This is a genomic window from Aliagarivorans marinus DSM 23064 (assembly GCF_000429485.1).
GTDB classification, from domain to species: Bacteria; Pseudomonadota; Gammaproteobacteria; order Enterobacterales; family Celerinatantimonadaceae; genus Aliagarivorans; species Aliagarivorans marinus.
Genome location: NZ_AUBY01000028.1, coordinates 18911 through 38865, shown reverse-complemented (window position 1 = coordinate 38865; position 19955 = coordinate 18911). Strand labels below are relative to the sequence as shown.

14 protein-coding genes are annotated in these 19955 nt (G+C 55.0%); 12 read left to right on the top strand and 2 right to left on the bottom strand.

Going from position 1 to position 19955, the window contains the following annotated elements; translation table 11 throughout:
* The first annotated feature begins 37 nt into the window (after positions 1-37).
* Entirely contained in the window at positions 38-2920 is a 2883-nt protein-coding gene (glnE, locus tag G461_RS0112575) for a bifunctional [glutamate--ammonia ligase]-adenylyl-L-tyrosine phosphorylase/[glutamate--ammonia-ligase] adenylyltransferase (protein WP_051333552.1), read from the top strand.
* Here glnE and lpxL read toward each other — a convergent pair.
* On the bottom strand, positions 2917-3840 hold the full coding sequence (gene lpxL / locus G461_RS0112570) for an LpxL/LpxP family Kdo(2)-lipid IV(A) lauroyl/palmitoleoyl acyltransferase (protein ID WP_026972109.1): 924 nt from the start codon (positions 3838-3840) through the stop codon (positions 2917-2919). The two genes, glnE and lpxL, sit on opposite strands and share 4 nt — an antisense overlap.
* A 150-nt stretch (positions 3841-3990) precedes the next feature.
* On the opposite strand from lpxL, the gene hldE reads away from it, so the two are divergent.
* Positions 3991-5418, top strand: a complete 1428-nt coding sequence (gene hldE / locus G461_RS0112565) for a bifunctional D-glycero-beta-D-manno-heptose-7-phosphate kinase/D-glycero-beta-D-manno-heptose 1-phosphate adenylyltransferase HldE (protein ID WP_026972108.1) — start codon at positions 3991-3993, stop codon at positions 5416-5418.
* A gap of 72 nt (positions 5419-5490) precedes the next feature.
* On the opposite strand, the gene tolC is transcribed toward hldE, so the two are convergent.
* Positions 5491-6807, bottom strand: coding sequence for an outer membrane channel protein TolC (tolC, locus tag G461_RS0112560; RefSeq protein WP_026972107.1), 1317 nt, complete (start codon positions 6805-6807; stop codon positions 5491-5493).
* Between the two features lie 223 nt (positions 6808-7030).
* On the opposite strand from tolC, the gene nudF reads away from it, so the two are divergent.
* The 10 genes from nudF to G461_RS0112510 all read left to right on the top strand — a co-directional run bounded on the left by nudF (position 7031) and on the right by G461_RS0112510 (position 19942).
* On the top strand, positions 7031-7660 hold the full coding sequence (nudF, locus tag G461_RS0112555; protein ID WP_026972106.1) for an ADP-ribose diphosphatase: 630 nt from the start codon (positions 7031-7033) through the stop codon (positions 7658-7660).
* Between the two features lie 30 nt (positions 7661-7690).
* Positions 7691-8131, top strand: coding sequence for a DUF1249 domain-containing protein (locus G461_RS0112550; RefSeq protein ID WP_026972105.1), 441 nt, complete (start codon positions 7691-7693; stop codon positions 8129-8131).
* A gap of 8 nt (positions 8132-8139) precedes the next feature.
* Positions 8140-8964: a 3',5'-cyclic-AMP phosphodiesterase gene (gene cpdA / locus G461_RS0112545; protein ID WP_051333551.1), complete on the top strand. Its 825-nt coding sequence runs from the start codon at positions 8140-8142 to the stop codon at positions 8962-8964.
* A complete protein-coding gene (locus G461_RS0112540) occupies positions 8965-9543 on the top strand; it encodes a YqiA/YcfP family alpha/beta fold hydrolase (RefSeq protein ID WP_026972103.1) in 579 nt (192 codons plus the stop codon).
* Positions 9544-9549: 6 nt separating this feature from the next.
* On the top strand, positions 9550-11442 hold the full coding sequence (gene parE / locus G461_RS0112535) for a DNA topoisomerase IV subunit B (RefSeq protein WP_026972102.1): 1893 nt from the start codon (positions 9550-9552) through the stop codon (positions 11440-11442).
* Between the two features lie 15 nt (positions 11443-11457).
* Positions 11458-13854: a putative bifunctional diguanylate cyclase/phosphodiesterase gene (locus G461_RS25570; RefSeq protein ID WP_026972101.1), complete on the top strand. Its 2397-nt coding sequence runs from the start codon at positions 11458-11460 to the stop codon at positions 13852-13854.
* Between the two features lie 20 nt (positions 13855-13874).
* A complete protein-coding gene (gene parC, locus G461_RS0112525) occupies positions 13875-16160 on the top strand; it encodes a DNA topoisomerase IV subunit A (RefSeq protein ID WP_026972100.1) in 2286 nt (761 codons plus the stop codon).
* 136 nt (positions 16161-16296) lie between these two features.
* Positions 16297-17079, top strand: coding sequence for a 1-acylglycerol-3-phosphate O-acyltransferase (locus G461_RS24190; RefSeq protein ID WP_051333550.1), 783 nt, complete (start codon positions 16297-16299; stop codon positions 17077-17079).
* Entirely contained in the window at positions 17076-17453 is a 378-nt protein-coding gene (gene rraB / locus G461_RS0112515) for a ribonuclease E inhibitor RraB (protein WP_026972099.1), read from the top strand. The genes G461_RS24190 and rraB overlap by 4 nt, the downstream gene beginning before the upstream one ends.
* A gap of 404 nt (positions 17454-17857) precedes the next feature.
* Positions 17858-19942: a glycoside hydrolase family 52 protein gene (locus G461_RS0112510; protein ID WP_026972098.1), complete on the top strand. Its 2085-nt coding sequence runs from the start codon at positions 17858-17860 to the stop codon at positions 19940-19942.
* The last annotated feature ends 13 nt before the right edge of the window (positions 19943-19955 follow it).

Here is a 19955-nt window from a genome sequence, read left to right as displayed (position 1 = left end):
TTATTCATCCATCAGGATGTGATTTATGGAACATGCAATGGCGACCCTTTCCTCTTTGCCTTCGACCCTAACAGAACTCGCGGATAAGTACTGGCAGCAACTTGTATCGCTCAACCCGGATGTAGAGCAGCTCGATGACGCCCAGCGTAGCGCCACACTGCAGGCATTTGCGATGAGTGACTTTATCGCGAAGTCCTGTATTGCCGAGCCGCAACTGCTGTTGGATCTATGGCAGCAGCAAGAATTAAGCTCCCCCTTCGATGCCAAGGCGCTTGCCAGCGAGCTACAGCAGCGTTTAGCCACGCAAATCAATGATGTGGCCGCGCAAAAGGTGCTGCGCCAGTGCCGTCGTAAACAGATGGTACGGATTGCCTGGAAAGAGCTGTGCTTGGGCCAAGCGGCGGAGCAGAGCATTGTGCAGTTGAGCGAACTGGCCGATCTGCTGGTGCAGCAGGCCAATCACTGGCTTTATCAGCAATGCAGCAAGGAGTGGGGCACGCCGGTTAACGCGGCGGGCGAGGCTCAGCCCTTGGTGGTAATTGGCATGGGCAAACTGGGCGGGCATGAGCTTAATTTCTCCTCGGATATCGACCTTATCTTTTGTTTTCCCGAGAACGGCGAAACCGAAGGTGCACGTCGTAGTATTGCTAACCAGCAGTTCTTTATTCGCATGGGCCAACGGCTGATCCAGCTGCTCGACCAGCGCACCCGCGATGGCTTTGTGTTCCGGGTGGATATGCGGCTGCGTCCGTTTGGCGACTCTGGCCCGCTGGCGATCAGCTTCTCCGCCTTCGAGGATTACTACCAGCACCACGGGCGTGACTGGGAGCGCTACGCGATGGTTAAGGCGCGGGTACTCAATGGCCAGCATGAGCTGGATGACGAGTTGAAACAGATGCTTCGCCCTTATGTGTACCGCCGCTACATCGATTTCAGTGCTGTACAGTCGCTACGCTCAATGAAGGCGATGATTAATTCAGAAATCCGCCGCAAGGGTTTGAAAGATAACATCAAGCTCGGCAGTGGTGGGATCCGCGAAATTGAGTTTGTGGTGCAGGCCTTCCAACTTATCCGCGGTGGTCGTGAACCCAGCCTGCAAACCCGTTCGCTACTGCAAGCGCTGGAGCAGCTGGCACAATTGGGGGTGTTTACTGACGAAGAAGCGCAGATGCTACGTCGCAACTACCTCTACCTGCGCAGAGTTGAAAACGCCCTGCAGCAGTTCGATGATCAGCAAACCCAGACCCTACCCACCGACGAGATTAATCAGCAGCGATTAGTCGTGGCGATGCAGCAAAACGATTGGGACAGCTTCTACGAACAGCTACAAACGGTGCATCAAGAAGTTAATGACTTCTTCCAGCAAGCGATTGGTGAGGAAGAGCAGCAGGCCGGTAAAGCTGAACCGGTGTATGAAGACCTCTGGCACTGCGGCGCTAAACGCGAGGAGCTGACGCAGGTAATGGCGTCGCTGGTGGATGAGCAAGAACGGATAAATCCGAGGGTAGAGGCGCTCTATCACTTTATGCATGCCTTGGAGCGCCGCCAGATCGGCCAACGTGGCCGCCAGACCCTCGAGCGCTTGATGCCATGCTTACTGCAACAACTGCTGACCCATGAACAGGTGGACTTGGTGCTGCCGCGGGTGATGCAGCTGCTGGAGCGGATCGTCCAGCGTACCGCTTATCTAGAGCTGTTAGCTGAGAACCCCGGCGCGCTGCAGCAGCTGCTGCGTTTGTGTGCCGGCAGCGCCATGTTGGCGGATATGTTGGCTAACTATCCGATCCTGCTCGATGAGTTGCTCGATCCCAAGTTGCTGTTTAGTCCGGTGGAGCCGGAGAGCTATCGCTCCCAGCTGCGCGAGTTTATGCTGCGCATTCCCCCAGAGGATATGGAGCAGCAGATGGAGGCGCTGCGCCAGTTCAAGCAGATCCAAACTCTGCGCATTACGGCTGCCGATATCGCCGGGGCATTGCCGCTGATGAAGGTGAGCGATCACCTGACTGCGGTGGCCGAGGTAATTGTTGAAGCGGTGGTCGAGCAGGCCTGGCTGCAGATCACCGAGCGCTTTGGCAAGCCATCGCACCTTGAGCAAGGAGAGCGCGGCTTTGCGGTGATTGGCTATGGCAAGATTGGCGGCATTGAAACCGGCTACGGCTCGGATCTGGACTTGGTGTTCCTGCACAACAGCGAGAGCAGCCACTATACCGATGGCGAGAAGAGCATCGATGCCAAGCAGTTCTACCTAAAGCTGGCACAGCGGATTATGTTCTTGTTCAACACCCGCACTGCATCGGGGGTGCTGTATGAGCTGGATATGCGCTTGCGCCCATCGGGCAGCTCCGGCCTGTTGGTCTCCTCTTTGGAAGCTTATGCCGATTACCAGCGCCAGCAGGCCTGGACCTGGGAGCATCAGGCCTTGGTGCGGGCTCGGCCGATTTACGGCGATAGCGATCTGTGCGAAGGCTTTGGCAAGGTGCGTGAGGAGATCTTAAGTCGCCCCCGTCAGAGTGCGGAGCTGCAAGCCCAGGTTATCGAGATGCGCGACAAGATGAAGGGGCACCTGAGCCGCGAAAGCGAGCATATCTTCGATCTCAAGCAAAGCGCCGGAGGAATGGTCGATATCGAGTTTCTGGCTCAGTATCTTGTGTTGGCCAATGCGGCCGAGTCTAAGGAGCTAATGCGCTGGAGCGACAATGTGCGGATCTTTGAGGTGGCAGGCGAGTTAGGGCTGCTCACTGCGGAGCAGACCTTGGGCTTGATTCAGGCTTACTTAGATATCCGCGATGAAGGCCACCGCCAGTCGCTGCAGGGCCAGCCAAGGCTGGTGGAGCGGCAGCGCTTTGATTTGGATTTATCGGTGGTGTGTCAGGCGTGGCAGCAGTTTTTGCCACGCGCTAACGCCGATTCGGCGCCCTAGTACAAGCTGTCCTGCCCGTCTGGACGGGACTTGAAGCGCCGGTGGATCCACATGTATTGCTCTGGCGCTTTGGCGATGGCTTGTTCGATATGGCCGTTGATGGTGCGAGCGTCTTGCTCGTCATTACCCACCGGATAGTTCTCGATAGGCGGCTCGATGATCAAGGTGTAGCCGCCTTTGGGTTTGCGCAGGGCGTAGGTGACCAGCAAGTTGGTGTTCTTTACCTTGGCCAGTGTTGCGGTGCCGGTAATGGTCGCCGCTTGCGGCTGGGCGAAGAATGGCACAAACACCGAGGCGTGGTGACCATAGTCGTGGTCCGGTGCGTACCACACCGCGTTTTCTTGGCGCAGTGCTTTAATAATACTGCGCACATCTTTGCGCTCTACCAGGTATTTATTGTTCTTGGTGCGACCATGGTACTGAAAGTACTCGTAAACCGGGTTCTTGTTGGGGCGGTAGATGCCGACCCCCGGGTCAAACAAGCCATAGGCGCGGGCGTGGCTCTCGAGCGTCCAAAAATGCATGCTGACGAGTAAGATACCGCCGGGGTGTTGGCGAAGCTTCTCGATATGCTCCAGGCCCTGTACGTCAACCACGGCTTCAAAGCGCTTAGTCGACCAGAACCAGGCATTCGCGGTGCCTATGACCGCATGGCCCATATTGTCAAAGCAACCGTGCAGGATCTGCTCGCGCTGTTGCTCGGTTTTCTCTGGAAAGCAGAGTGCTAAGTTGCGCCGGGCGATGCGTACCCGTGACTTCAACAGCTTCTTGCCCAGACGGCCGATCCCTAGCCCGAGGTAGTGTTGGGCAACCATCGGCAGCACGCTGATACTGAACATCAAGCCGATCAGCAGCCATGCGCCCCAGTTACGAGGATGAAAGTAGTGGGCCTGTAGTTTTGGCGATGAATTATTAGTCATATTTTGAATTATTGGTTGCCAGATTTCCTGAAGATACGATCAATCCCGGTATTCCTGAGAGCCATCCCGCTATTCCTGAAAGCAATCTAGGGCAATACTAAGGGCGACTATGATAAACTCTCCGGGTTTTTTTTTCGACGAGGCAGAACAATGCGCGTGATCCTTCCTGAATTCTCGCAAGCGAAGGTCTTGGTAGTGGGCGATATTATGCTCGATCGCTACTGGCATGGACCCACTGGCCGTATCTCTCCCGAGGCGCCGGTACCGGTAGTTAAAGTTGAGCAAATTGAGGAGCGCCCGGGCGGTGCTGCCAACGTTGCGCTTAACTCGGTGGCTCTGGGGGCGCAGTCGACCCTGCTGGGTATGAGTGGACAGGACGAAGCGGCGGATGCGCTGCGTGGCAGCCTGGAAGCGATTGGCGTGAACTGCCAGTTTGCTGCCTACGAAGATTATCCGACCATTACCAAGCTGCGGGTGCTAAGCCGTCACCAGCAACTGATCCGCTTGGACTTCGAGGAAGGTTTCCATGGTGTGGATGCCAGCCAGCTACTTAGCCACTTTGATAAGCAGATTGCTGAGCATCAGGTGGTGATCCTGTCAGATTACAACAAAGGTGCTCTGTCGCAGGTGCAGTCTTTGATTAGCAAAGCGCGCGAGCACAAGGTGCCAGTGCTGGTCGACCCGAAAGGCAGCGACTTCAGCAAGTACCGCGGCGCCACCCTGCTCACCCCTAACTTTGGTGAGTTTGAAGCGGTTGTTGGTAAGTGTGTCGATGAAGCCGACATTGTGGCCCGTGGCCTGAAGCTTATCGAAGATCTGGACCTGCAAGCGCTGTTGGTGACCCGTAGCGAAAACGGTATGACCCTGATCCGTAGAGGTCAGGACGAGCTACACCTGCCAGCTCAGGCGCAAGAGGTGTACGATGTCACCGGTGCTGGCGATACTGTAATTTCAACCTTGGCGAGTGCGCTGGCCGCTGGTGCCGAACTGGATGAGGCCTGTGCGATTGCTAACGCCGCAGCGGGTATCGTGGTTGGCAAGCTGGGTACCTCTACTGTGTCGACCATTGAGTTGGCCAATGCTATTCATGGTAGCCAAGAGACCGGCTTTGGTGTACTGACCGAGCAACAACTTAAGTTTGCGGTGGATGCCGCCAAGCGCCGCGGTGAGAAGGTAGTGATGACCAACGGCTGTTTCGATATCCTGCACGCCGGTCATGTGAGCTACCTCAACCACGCTAAAAAGCTCGGCCAACGACTGATTGTGGCAGTTAATGATGACGACTCAGTGCGTCGCCTCAAAGGCGATGGCCGCCCGGTTAACCCGGTGGATCGCCGGATGGCGGTATTGGCAGGCCTGGGCGCGGTAGACTGGGTAGTAAGCTTCTCAGAAGACACGCCACAGCGTTTGATTGGCGGCGTACTGCCGGACCTGCTGGTAAAAGGCGGTGACTACAAGCCAGAAGAGATCGCTGGTGGCAAGGAAGTGATTGCCAATGGCGGCGAGGTCAAAGTCCTTAACTTTGAAGATGGCTGTTCGACCTCTGAGATCATCAATGTGATCCGCCAGCAAAACTGAGCCGAATCAGTAACTGCAGGCAATAAAAAAGGAGAAGCTTAGCTTCTCCTTTTTTGCATCTGATTGCCGCGATTACTGAGGCATCAGACCGTTGTTTACTGCAATCAGGTCTTCTTCACTCAGGGTACCGGCCGCTTGCTTAAGCGCCAGCATATTCAAGATGTAGTCGTAGCGTGCATCGGCCAGCTGTTGCTTGGCAGAGAACAGGTTACGGGTGGCATCTTGTACGTCAACGATGGTACGGGTACCTACCTCAAAGCCGGCTTCAGTCGCCTCTAGTGCACTGTTAGACGACACTACTGTCTGCTCGAAGGCACGTACTGAACCGATGCTGGCACTGACGTTGTTAACTACCGAGCTTACGGTGCTCTGTACAGAGCGGTAGCTTTGCTCAAGGGCTTCTGAGGCCAATACATAGTTAAACTGTGCTTGCTTCACCCGCGAGTTAATCGCGCCACCGGTGTAGAGCGGCATGTTGAACTGCAGGCCGATGTTACCGCTGGTGGTGTCGTTGTTGCTCTGGAACAGGGTTTCGTTGCCGTAGTCGTTACGGTCGTAGCCAATGCCAGCAGCTAAATCCAGAGTCGGGCCATATGCCGATTGCGCCAAGTCGATCTGCTGGTTAGCAATCTCTTTGGCGATACGCTGGGCGTTTAGCTCCAGGTTGCGGTCAGTGGCGGTATCCAGCCAGTACTGGCGGCCGTTATCTAGCGGCGCAGGCGTGAAACGCTCAGTGTTCAAGATATTCAGGTTGCGGTGCTCAACGCCGGTCAGCACGCGTAGCGCTTCATAGCTGTTCGACAGCTGGTTTTGCGCTTGAATCTCAGAGGCCAAGGTACGGTCGAATTCGGCCTGCGCTTCGTGCACATCAGTGATGGCGGTCAAGCCCACGTTAAAGCGCTGCTTGGTTTGCTCGAGCTGGCGGCCAACCGCTTCTTTGTTGGCTTGTACGAAGCTCAGGTTGTCTTGGGCGCGTAGCACGTCAAAGTAGGCGCTGCTGACACGAATAATCAGGTTCTGCAGCTGAGCGGCATAGGCGGCATCGGCTTGGGTGGCTGACTTTTCGCTCAGGCTCAGCGTGGTCCACAAGGTTTTAGAGTAAATCGATTGCGATAGTCCAAGGCTTGCGTTGGTGTTGGTAACGCTATCCACATCGCTGTCTACAGCGGTGAAGCTAAGACCGGCTGATACGGCAACCTGTGGTAACAAACTGGCACGGGATTCGCTGATCTGCTCGAAGGCAATATCTCGCTGGGCTTTACTTTGAAGGATTACCGGATCCTTGGTTTGCGCCAACTGGTAGATTTGCAGCAGGTCATCAGCGTAGGCCTGCCCACCCAGCAAGCCTAGGGCGCAGGCTGCAACAAGAGAGCGTTGTTTTAGGTTCATTACCTTTATCCTTTTCGCCCCCATAAACGGGGCAAAGTTGATTTAAGATGGATTGATATCTGAGTATTTGCTTACACTATCCAGACAGAATCTGCTTCTCGGTGTAAGCACAAAGTGTACAACAGCTTAACTTTTAAAGTTAAGCTGCACTAGCGCTAAACCTCTGTTGAGTAAGTAAAGTTGGGTAAATTATAGAAATATGCAAGGATGAGACAGGAATAGCATGATTGATAACGAGCAGGACGATATCGCGTTTACCCGCCAAGACGTCGAAATCAAAGCAAAAGAAACGGTCTATCAGGGCTTTTTCAAGATGGAACGTTTTACGCTACGCCATCGCTTGTATGCCGGTGGGTGGAGTCCTTGGTTTACCCGCGAGTGTTTGAACCGCGGTCATGCCGCTGCCATTTTGCTCTACGACCCCAAGCTAGATAGCGTGGTACTGATTGAGCAGTTTCGTATCGGTGCCCTCGAGAGCCCTAGCTCGCCTTGGCTGCTCGAGATTGTGGCCGGTATGCTCGACAGCAACCAGCCCCCTCAAGAGGTGGCTCTGCGTGAAGCCGAGGAAGAGGCCGGGCTAAAGGTTGGACGAGTGCTGCCGTTACCGAGTTTTCTACCGGGCGCGGGTGGCCTAAGCGAGCGCATATACTTGTATGTGGGGGAAGTGGACGCCAGCGAAGCGGGCGGTAACTTTGGCTTGGCCCATGAGGATGAAGACATCCAAGTGAAAGTGGTGAGCCGGGAAGAGGCCTTTGCCTGGGTGCAACAAGGGCGAGTGGACAATGCCGCTGCGGTCATCGCGTTGCAGTGGTTGCAGCTTAATTTAACCGAGGTACGAGAGCGCTGGCTGTAAACGCGCAGGTTGTCATAAGAGAGTCACCCAATGGGGAGAAAATACCATGTCAATCTCGACCAGCTAATGCAGCTCTATTCGGCGAACTACATCTTGCTTAACCGCTTGTTCCCAATGGATGAAAAGGCAGGCAGCCGCTTGGATGTCAGCACCTTGGTGGGGAGCCGCTATCTGCTGCACTATCTGGAACAAACACGGTATACTTCGCTACTTCAAATTACCCAGGCGGGCGAGGGCCAGCTGGCGTATTTGCAACCGCATCTGCTGGTTCGGCTGTACCATGATGCGCGTTTGGCTGAAGTGTGTGCAAGTCAGCAGATTTATCGTCTACAGCCGCGCTATGATTACCCGAATAAGAAAATGCTTCATCGGGATGAAAAGCACCAAGTAAATCAGTTCCTTAACGACTGGTTGGCATTTTGTTTAAAACAACGAATTAGCATTGAGCCGAGTACTGGCTCGGATCATTAAATAGTATTGTGACTTTTGAAAAAATAGAGATTAATCAAGCCGATGACGGTGCCGTAAGGTTGTTGCAAGTGACCGACCCGCACCTGTTCGCAAGTGAGCGAACCGAGTTACTCGGGGTTAACACCTACCGGAGCTTCTCTGCCGTCATCGATGCCATTGCAAAAGATCAATCCAATTTCGACTATGTGCTCTCAACTGGTGATCTTTCGCAGGACCATACCGAAGAGTCCTATCGCCGTTTTGCCGATGTGGTAAGCCTTCTTAACAAGCCTTGTTTTTACCTGCCCGGCAACCATGACCAGCAACAGCATATGCAGCGCCTGCCCGAGTGGGGCTTGTTGCCGCAAAAGCACCTGGTTAGCGAGCTTTGGCAAGTGATCATGCTGGATACTCAGGTGAGTGGTAAGCCTCATGGGATGTTGGCAGAGGCCGAGCTGGCGCGTTTGGAAGCGGCCCTAAAGGCCCATCCCGAAAAATATGTGCTGATTGTGATGCATCACCACACCGTGCCGGTCGGCTGCAAATGGCTGGACCAACATGATGTAAAGAATGCCCAAGATTTCTTTAGCATCATCGATGGCTATCCCAAGGTGCGTGGGGTGCTGTGTGGCCATGTCCATCAGAACTTCGAGTTCCAGCGCGGCAAGTTGGCGGTGTTTGCCAGCCCCAGCACCTGTATTCAGTTCTTACCGCTATCGGCGGCGTTTGCCTTGGATCATCAGCAGCCGGGCTGGCGCTATATCAAGCTGTGCCGTGATGGCTCGATCTCTACCCGGGTGCGCCGCTTGCCTGACAAGAGCTTCTTGCCTGACCCGAAATCGAAAGGCTACTAGGTGAGCGCCTCTCCGGTCCTGCTATACCTGCATGGCTTTAACAGCTCGCCACAGTCGCTGAAGGCGGAGCAGATGCGCACCTTGGTGGCGCAGCGGGAAGGCATTGAGTGGTTATGCCCACAGCTGGCCTGTCATCCCATGGATGCCTGGCGGCAGATTGAGCAATTAGTTCGCGCTCATCAGGGGCGGCCATTAGGGGTTATCGGCAGTTCACTGGGAGGCTTTTTGGCGACCCGTGTCGCCGAGCACTTCGGTGCGCGGGCGGTGTTAATCAACCCTGCCGTACAGCCCTATAACCTGCTCAAGGACTACCTTGGGCCGCAGCTCAACCCCTACACCCAGCAGCACTACCAGCTGGAGCCGCAGCATATCGACGAGCTGCGTGCTTTGGAAGTAGCAGAACTTAGCTGCGCTTCGCGGCTGTGGGTGTTGCTGCAAACCGATGATGAAATTTTGGATTATCGTCTGGCCGAGCGCGAATATGCGCGGGCACGTCTCACCATAGAGCAGGGCGGTGACCACAGTTTTCAGGGCTTTCAGCGTTATTGCCCAGATATTCTCAGTTTTTTATTTGATTAAGTTGCTATGGCTGAACAATACAATTCCGATTCGATTGAAGTTCTCAGTGGTCTGGACCCGGTAAAACGCCGTCCCGGCATGTATACCGACACTACCCGTCCTAACCATTTGGCCCAGGAAGTGATTGATAACAGTGTCGACGAGGCGCTGGCCGGCCATGCTAAATCGATTATCGTGACCTTACACCCCGACCAAAGCATTGAGGTTCAGGATGACGGCCGTGGCATGCCCACCGACATCCACCCCGAGCAAGGCATCAGCGGTGTGGAGCTGATTTTCACTCGCCTGCATGCTGGTGGTAAGTTCTCCAACAAGAACTACCAGTTCTCCGGTGGTTTGCATGGTGTGGGGATCTCGGTGGTGAATGCGCTCTCTAGCCGGGTAGAGGTACAGGTTAAGCGCGAGGGCCAGCTATTTGAAATGGCCTTCGAGCATGGCAATACCGTGCAAGCCTTGGAAGTGACCGGCAGCGTGGGTAAGCGCAACACCGGGACCATTGTGCGCTTTTGGCCCACTGCCAGCTACTTTGACAGCCCCAAGTTCTCTGCCTCTCGCCTGCGCCACTTGCTGCGTGCCAAGGCCGTTCTTTGTCCGGGCTTATCGATTAAGTTCAACGACTTGGTGGCCAAGGAAGTCGATGAATGGTGTTTTGAAGACGGCCTGAAAGATTACTTAGCCCAGTCGTTTAGCGAGTACGTCAGTCTGCCGGAAGAGCCCTTTACCGGCGCCTTCTCCAGCAACGAAGAGGCGGTGGATTGGGCGGTCAGCTGGCTGCCAGAGGGCGGCGAAGCGATTACCGAAAGCTACGTGAACCTGATCCCCACCGCGCACGGTGGTACTCACGTGAACGGCCTGCGCCAAGGCCTATTGGATGCAATGCGCGAGTTCTGTGAGTTCCGCAATCTGCTGCCGCGCGGGGTGAAGCTCAGCCCCGATGATGTATGGGATCGCTGCTGCTACGTATTGTCGGTGAAGATGCAAGACCCACAGTTTGCTGGTCAAACCAAAGAACGTTTATCGTCACGCCAGAGCGCCGCCTTTGTCTCCGGGGTGGTGAAAGATGCCTTCAGTCTGTGGCTAAACACCCATACCGATCAGGCTGAGCTGCTGGCGGAGATGTGTATCTCCAATGCTCAGGCGCGGATGCGTTCACGCAAAAAGGTTGCTCGCAAAAAAGTGACCAGTGGCCCGGCTCTGCCCGGTAAGCTGACTGACTGTTCTACCCAAGACCCGCTCGAAGGTGAGCTGTTCTTGGTGGAGGGTGACTCGGCAGGCGGTAGTGCCAAGCAAGCGCGTGACCGCGAGATGCAGGCGGTAATGCCGCTGCGCGGTAAGATCCTCAATACCTGGGAGGTGGACGCCGCTGAAGTGCTTGGCTCACAGGAGGTACACGATATCTCGGTGGCCATCGGTATCGACCCAGATAGCCAAGACCTAAGTGGCCTGCGCTACGGCAAGGTCTGTATTCTGGCCGATGCCGACTCGGATGGTCTGCACATCGCCACCTTGCTGTGTGCCTTGTTTACCCGCCACTTTCGGGCGTTGGTGGAAGGCGGGCATGTGTATGTGGCGATGCCGCCGCTGTACCGCATCGATGTCGGCAAAGAAGTGTTCTATGCGCTGGATGAAGAAGAGAAGCAGGGGATCCTCGACCGGATCGAAGCCGAGAAAAAGCGTGGTAAGATAAATGTTCAGCGCTTCAAAGGCTTAGGTGAGATGAACCCGCTTCAGCTGCGCGAAACCACCATGGATCCCAATACCCGTCGCTTGGTTCAGCTGACCATCGATGATGAAGGGGCAACCTTGGCGTTAATGGATATGTTGTTGGCCAAGAAGCGATCCTCAGATCGCCGCTCGTGGTTGGAAACCAAGGGCAATATGGCTACCGAACTTAACTAAATACTAGGGATGGCGATGCAACCGTTGCGATTAGGTTTGGCAAACAAGGCGCTGCTGGTGTTATTCAGCGTGCTGCTTATTGCGCAGATCGGCATGATCAGCTTCAACAGGGATAACCTGAGCGAGTTGTTTCAGGTGCATCGTCAGCAGCAACACCAAAGCAATGCGGTGCGCTTAGAGGCCTACTATCGCGAGCTGTCTGAGCGTCTTCAATCCCTGACTGCGGCGCAGCAGGTGATGTTCGAAGGGACAAACCGCAGCGCCAAGCAGGCGATGGCCGATTACTGGAATAGTCTGCTAACTCACTCCAATCTTCCCGTATCTGGCATGCTCACCCTCGATCATAGCGCTGGGCAAGCCCTGCAGTATGGCGACTTTGAACAAAGCGAAGGAGCGGGGCGCTGGATGCATGCGGTAACTTACCAGCCGGAGCAAGTGAACTGGCTGGTTGACTGTCAATCCTACTGCTCGATGCTGTATGTGGCAAAGCTGGAACGGCCTAACGCTGCGCCCTTAAAGGTGTTTTACCGGGTTGATTTGGCCAAAATGCTGCGTTATCAGCCCGCCATCGATGCCGCCTATTATTTAATTGTCTCTGAGGATGACGCGGGCAAGCCGCGCCTGCTCTATAGCAACGTACCCAATGAGGATCAGTCCTTCTTGGTGGAGTTGCTGCAGCGTTATCAATTGAGCGAGATTGTCGATGGCTCACCGGTAGTGGATACGCCGATAGGTCCGAGTGAGGTGAATAGTCTGGCGATCACCAGCACCAGCTATGAGCAACCTCTTTACTACTTGCTGCTCAACGATGTGTCATCGGAGCTGGCGCAGTTTGATCAAGCCGACCGTAACAATCTGCTGTTTGGCGCGATGTTGTTGGCCTGTTCATTGCTGATTGTAGCGGTGATCCTGCACCCACCACTGACTAGAATTCGCCGTACTATCATAAGCTTGCCGCTATTGGGGCGCTCTTCCCACAGCTTGTTTCGCAGCAACCTGCAGCGCCACGGTAAGCGCTGGATGAGCGATGAATCCGGCCAGCTAGACAGCGCGCTGATCCGCCTCTCCTACCAGCTGGAAACCCTGGAGCAGCAGCTTAAATCGCGCGCCGAAGAGCTCGACTGGGTGGCCAACTTTGACAGCCTGACAGCATTGCCCAACCGGCGTAAGTTTGAGCGCGAGCTCACCCAGCGGCTGCAAGATGAGTGTTCGGGAAGCTTGCTGCTGATCGATTTGGATAACTTCAAGTTAGTGAACGATATCAGCGGCCATAGCGCCGGTGATGAGCTATTACGCCGGGTGGCGGTGACCTTGAAGCGGATGCTGCCCGATGACGTGCTGATGGCGCGGATCAGCGGCGATGAGTTTGCGGTATTCCTCGAAGATACCGACGAGAACAGTGCCCGCACCGTGGCGCAGCGAATCATCTCGCTGTTCGACCAGGTGCATGTGCCGGGGCATAACATCATCCACAGCGCCGCGGCGTGTGTCGGGATTGTCGCCTCGCCGGAACATGGCGTGTCCTATGAAGAGCTGATGGGCAAGGCCGATATCAGCGTGAATCAGGCCAAAGAGAACGGCAAAAACTGTGTGGTCAGCTTCCAGGTGCGTCATGAAAGCAAGGCGCTGGCCCAGCGTCACTACTGGCTGGACTTAGCTCAGCACTGTATCGAGCGCGATGCGCTGGAGCTGCACTTTCAGCCGATCATGAATAACCTGAGCAACCGGGTGGAGCACTACGAGGTGCTGCTGCGGGTGCGCGACGAAGACGGTGCGCTGCACTCGCCTTATCAGCTTATTCTGGCCGCCGAGAAGAGTGGCAGGGTCGAGCATATCGATCTGTGGGTGGTGCAACGCGCCCTACAACAGATGCAAGACAACCTACAGATGGGCTGCCATGACAAGTTAGCGATTAACCTGTCGGCGCGCTCGTTCTGTAGTGAACGGGTGATCTCGCGGATTGCCCGGGAGTTCGACAGCCGTAACATTCCCGGTGAGATGATTATCTTTGAGATCACCGAGACCGCTGCGCTGCCCAACCTACAGCAGGCCGAAGAGCATATCCGCCGCTTGAAGGAGCTCGGTTGTGCGATTGCCTTGGATGATTTTGGGGTCGGCTACTCGTCGTTCCATTCGCTCAAACAATTGCCGCTGGATTACATCAAGATCGACGGCTCCTTTGTACGGGAAGCCGGGCTGCACCACGCCAACAAGGTGTTTATCCAGGCGCTGGTCAATATTGCCTCCCAGCTGGGCCACAAAACCGTGGCCGAGTTTGTGGAGAGCAGCGAATTAAATCAACAGCTTATCGAACTGGGGGTGGATTACTCCCAAGGCTACTATATCGGTAAGCCCGCCCGTGCCGAGACCTTCTGGCAATATGAACGGGCGGCAGAAGTTTTATCAAGTTAGACAAAAGGTTAGTTTAGAGCATGACAGATGCCAGCACGCTCAGTTTGGAAGGTATTGAACGCCTGCCACTGAGCCAGTTCACCGAACAGGCCTACCTGAACTACTCCATGTACGTGATCATGGATCGGGCCCTGCCACATATCGGCGACGGCCTGAAGCCGGTTCAGCGGCGTATTATCTACGCCATGTCGGAGTTGGGCCTGAGCGCCACTGCCAAATACAAGAAGTCGGCGCGTACCGTGGGTGACGTACTGGGTAAGTATCACCCCCACGGTGACAGCGCCTGTTATGAAGCCATGGTGTTGATGGCTCAGCCATTTTCTTACCGCTATCCGCTGGTTGACGGCCAAGGTAACTGGGGCGCCCCAGATGACCCTAAATCCTTCGCCGCGATGCGTTATACCGAAGCGCGTCTGTCCAAGTTCTCCGAAGTACTACTCAGTGAGCTGGGGCAGGGGACCTGTGAGTGGATCCCCAACTTTGATGGCACTATGAAGGAGCCGCGCTGCCTGCCCGCGCGCCTGCCGCATATTCTGCTTAACGGTGTTACCGGTATTGCGGTGGGTATGGCCACCGATATTCCGCCGCACAATGCCCGTGAGGTCGCCAAGGCCTGTACTGTGCTGTTGGACAAGCCTAAGGCCGAGCTCGATGAGATACTAGAGCATGTGCAAGGGCCGGATTATCCGACCGAAGCCGAGATCATCACCCCGCGCAGCGAGCTAAAGAAGATCTACCAAAGCGGTCGCGGCTCAATCAAGATGCGCGCGGTGTACACCATTGAAGATGGTGAGGTGGTCATTACCGCACTGCCGCACCAAACCTCAGGCGCCAAGATCCTCGAGCAGATCGCCGCTCAAATGCAGGCTAAGAAGCTGCCGATGGTGGTGGACCTGCGTGATGAGTCTGACCATGAAAACCCCACCCGCATCGTGGTGGTGCCGCGCTCTAACCGGGTCGATGTTGAACAGCTGATGAACCATCTGTTCGCCTCCACCGATCTGGAGCGTAACTATCGCGCTAACCTGAATATGCTGGGGCTGGATGGCCGCCCACAGGTGAAGGGGCTGACCCAGATCCTCAGTGAGTGGCTGGAGTTCCGCCGTGATGTGGTGCGCAAGCGTCTGCAATACCGCCTCGACAAAGTGCTGGCGCGCTTGCACATCCTCGATGGTCTGTTGATTGCCTTCCTTAATATCGACGAAGTCATCGAGATCATCCGCAACGAAGACGAGCCCAAACAAGCGCTGATGGCGCGCTTTGGCCTGTCTGACAAGCAAGCCGAAGCCATCCTCGAAATCAAGCTGCGCCAATTGGCCAAGCTGGAAGAGATCAAGATCCGCGCCGAGCAAAAAGAGCTGGCCGAGGAGCGCGATAAGCTGCAGCTTATTCTGGGTAGTGAGCGTCGCCTCAACACCCTGATCAAAAAAGAGCTTATGGCCGATGCCGAGACCTACGGCGATGATCGCCGCTCGCCATTGGTTGAGCGTGAAGAGTCGAAGGCGCTCAGCGAAAAAGACCTGATGCCGAATGAAGCCATCACAGTGGTGTTGTCTGACAAGGGCTGGGCGCGTAGCGCCAAGGGCCACGATATCGACCCGCAAGCGCTTAACTACAAAGCCGGTGATAGTTACTTGGTGAGTGCCCGCGGGCGCAGCAACCAACCAGCAGTGTTCCTCGATACCGCAGGGCGTTGCTATGCGCTCGACTCCCACACCCTGCCTTCGGCCCGCAGCCAGGGCGAGCCGCTGACTGGCCGCTTTAATATCGCTGCCGGTGAGCTGTTCTGTAATGTGCTGATGTCAGAGCCGGAGCAGTTGTTCCTGGTAAGCTCCGATGCCGGCTACGGTTTTATCGGTAAGTTTGCCGATATGCTCAGCAAGAACAAAAACGGTAAGGCCTACCTGACCCTGCCGAGCGGCAGCAAAGCGATGGCGCCGATTGCAGTTGCTGACTTAGACAACAGCCACGGCCTGGCTATTTCTAACGAAGGACGGATGCTGCTGTTCCCGCTAGCCAGCTTGCCGCAATTGGGTAAAGGCAAAGGCAATAAAGTGCTGAACATTCCGGCTGCTCGCGCCAAGAATCGTGAAGAGTTCGTGAAGTTGGTGGCGGTGGTGCCTGAAAATGCCGCAGTCACCCTACATGCCGGTAAGCGCAAGCTGACACTCAAACCGAGCGATCTGGACCACTACCGTGGCGAGCGCGGTCGCCGTGGTAACAAGCTGCCACGCGGTCTGCAGCGGGTTGATGAGATCCAGATTGAGCTGCCTGACTCTGGTGAGCCAGAACCGCAACAATCGTAACGTTAGTGAGTGATAAACGGTAAGGGCAGCATTGCTGCCCTTTTTACTGGCTGGTCGGAACAGGGCATAGTGTTCAGCTTACGCTTGTTCACTAAAAAACCAGCTTGTATACTGCCTGCGATTTTTAGGGGGTAACATGTTAGCCGTAGTTCGAATTATTATTATTGTGAGCCTGATTTTGTTGGGCTTCCCGCTGGTGATGCTGTATTGCCTGACCCGGCCTCGTCACCCCGATCTGGTGCATCAGATTGGCGTACTGATCGCTAAGCTGGGCAAATTTGTCGGTATCAAGGTTGAGGTGCGCTACAAGACCAAGAACCTACCAGACAAAGGCGTGTGGATCGCTAACCATCAGAACACCTACGACATGTTGACCTTACCGTTCGCATTGAAATCAGGTGTGGTATCGATTGGTAAGAAAAGCCTTAAATGGATCCCGCTATTTGGCCAGGTCTATTGGCTAACCGGCAATATCCTGATTGATCGTCAGCGCCGTGCTAAGGCGGTCGGCACGCTTAATCAAGCGGCAGAAGCCATCGAGAAGCGCAATATCTCGGTGTGGATGTTCCCCGAAGGTACTCGTAGCTATGGTCGTGGCTTGCTGCCGTTTAAAACTGGCGCTTTCCATCTGGCCATGCAGGCCAAGGTGCCGATCTTGCCGATCGCTTGCTCGTCTACCCATGGGCAAATCAAGCTTAACCGCTGGAACAATGGCAAGGTAATCGTTGAAGTTGGCGAGCCGATGGACGTCAGCACCTGGGCGAAGGCAGAAATGCGCGAGCAGATCGTGCGGGTGCACGATGAGTTAGAGCAACGAATTTACCAACTGACCATGGAAGCACGTGGCGAAGCGGCCGACTATGCTAAGCTGGCAGAGAAACCACAACCCGCATCCATGGCAAAGGAGCAAGAGGCATGAGCCTGAAGAATGTGATTGCTGACTGGCAACAAGAAACCGACCTGATTATTCAGGAGCTAATCAACGATGGCAGCGATCCCGATGCGGAGTATGCCATTGAGCACCACCTTGCCAGCAAAGATTTTAAGATCCTGGAAAAAGCCGCGGTAGATGTGTTCAAAGCCGGCTTTGAGGTGACCGATGCAGAAGAAGCCGAGTTGGACGATGGCTCTGCAGTATGGTGTTTTGATGTGGTGGTGGATGCGCCACTGAACGCGGATGCCATCAAGATCGATATCGAAAAGCTAGCAACCATCGCCGATAAACATCGAGTGATCTACGATGGCTGGGGCACCTATTTTATCCCGCTAGATGGCGAGGAAGACGACGAGTAATCGACGTTCTCTATGACAACAACAAGAGCCTACGGGCTCTTTTTTTTTTGCCCTCAGCTTATCATTTGCGAGCAGGTGGCTTTGCAACTCAAGGTGTTAGCCTGCCGCTGCTCTCTGCTAACAGGCTTAATATCGCCGAGCCGCACTGCCTAAGGCCTGTTCGCTAATCTTAGCTCTGACTCGCATTTCGTGAGCAAGGCTGACTTTGTCGGCTTGATCACAGCTTTAGTTTCATATGTTTCATAAGACGATGCTTTCTATTGAAGAACTTCATAGACTGGCAGTTCCCACTTTGCTGTCAGTAAAGCAATTCGCATACAGTGTGCAGCATAAAGGGAAAGCGCTTACATTTTGGTGATAATTTCACCGCTTGCGATCCCGTCCAACCTTCTTCAGGAGCTGTTATGAAACTAAAAGATACCTATTTCCACGCACATCACTCTCCCATGGGAGCGCTTTCAAGCTTTACTGTGGGTGATCAGGGTGGCGTTGGCGGCCTGGGCCTGGAGTTGGGCGAGGCGTACGGTGGAAATGTGTTCGTTGGCTATGTCGACGACCAACAGGTGGTGCAAACCTTCCCCTTCTTCCAGGGAGCGAACGATCAAAGCGAACGCTACGTGCAAAAAGATGACGTATCACAGCTACAAGAGCGCTGCTTCGACGGCGTAGAGCGTGACTATGGCTGGTCTAGCGACTGCTTTAGTGCACCGGGTATTGAGATGAAGATCCTCACGCCGTTCTTCTCGATTGCTGACCCTGAGTTGGCCCAGTTGGACCGTCTTAAGCAGGCCTCGTGCCCAGCGGTATACCTGGAACTGAGCTTTGATAACCAAAGTGAGCAAGAGTGGACTGGCTTCTTTGCGCTACAAGGTGAAGAGCTGCGTTGGAACCGCATTGTCGACCAACAGGCCTTGCCGCTTAAAGGGGTAAGCAACCAAGACCGTATGGGGATTGCCACTTTGGATGCGCGCGCCGAAGCCTTCTCTCACTTTTCGGTGAGAAGCTCGATGGGTGAGATGGGCGATCGCGACTGCTTTATGCTTGGCCCCACCGGCGGTCTGAAGGTGAAGGTGCAGCCTGGTGAGCGCTACACCCTGCGTATTGCTCTGGGTGTCTACATTGAAGGCAACGCTACCTACAACCGCCAGATGCGCTATTACTACACCCAGCACTTTAACCACCTTAATGATGTGCTGCGCTATGGCTTGGAGAACTTCGATAGCTACGCACAGCTGGCGCAAGACAACGACCGAGAGCTGGCAGAATCAGGCCTCAGTGACGATCAGCAGTTCCTGATTGCTCACGCCACGCGCTCTTACTATGGTTCGACCCAGTGGCTGTATGACGGCACTCAATCGGTATGGGTGGTGAACGAAGGGGAGTATCTGATGATGAACACCCTCGACTTAACCGTGGACATGCTGTTCTTCGAAATGAAGATGAACCCGTGGACCGTGCGCAACGTGCTCGAGCAGTTGGTGTCTTACTACAGCTACTACGATGAGACCTTTGACCCGGCTAACCCAGAGCAGATGCTGCCCGGTGGACTAAGCTTTGTGCACGATATGGGCGTGGCGAACAACTGGAGCCCGAAAGGCCATAGCTCCTATGAGATTGGTGGGCTGGACCGCGCCTGTTTCAGCTATATGACCTACGAGCAGCTTACCAACTGGGTACTGTGCGCTGGTGTGTATGTTACCAAGAGCGGCGACAACGAGTTCCGCACCCGCTACAAAGGCATCTTGCTAGACTGCCTGCAATCGCTGCTCAACCGTGACCATCCTGATGCAGCCAAGCGCGATGGCATTATGAGCATGGAGTCGTCACGCACCCATGGCGGCGGTGAGATCACCACCTATGACTCGCTGGACCACAGCTTGGGTCAGGCACGCGGCAACATCTATCTGGCTGGTAAGGCGTGGGCCTCGTATCTGGTGCTAGAGAAGCTACTGTCGGAAGAAGGGCTGCAGGCGCAAGCTGATGAAGCGCGCCAAGCGGCTACGATGTGTGCTAATAAACTGGCTGCCAGCTTTGATGAGGAGTTGGGCTTTATCCCGGCTGTGCTCGACGGTGAGTCGAAGAGTGCGATTATCCCGGCTATCGAGGCGTTGGTGTACCCCTATGAGTTAGGCTTGCTTGACGCAGTGGCTGAAGACGGCCCGTTTGGCGATTACATCAAGACCCTTAAGCGCCACCTGCTGTTTGTGCTAAATAGCGATTACTGCTTGTACCCTGACAACGCTTGGAAGCTCTCCTCGACCGCGGATAACTCCTGGGCCAGTAAGATTTTCTTGAACCAGTACGTCGCCCGCGAAGTGCTAGGTATGGCGCTCCCTGTGGACGCTGAGAGCGATGCAGCCCACTTGCGCTGGCAGACCCACGGCGCCCATGCCGATGCCTGCTGTGACCAATTCAGCTCCGGTAAGCCGATTGGCAGCAAGTATTACCCGCGCTGTGTCACCAACATCCTGTGGATGCAGGAGAGGTAACAAACGCAACAAC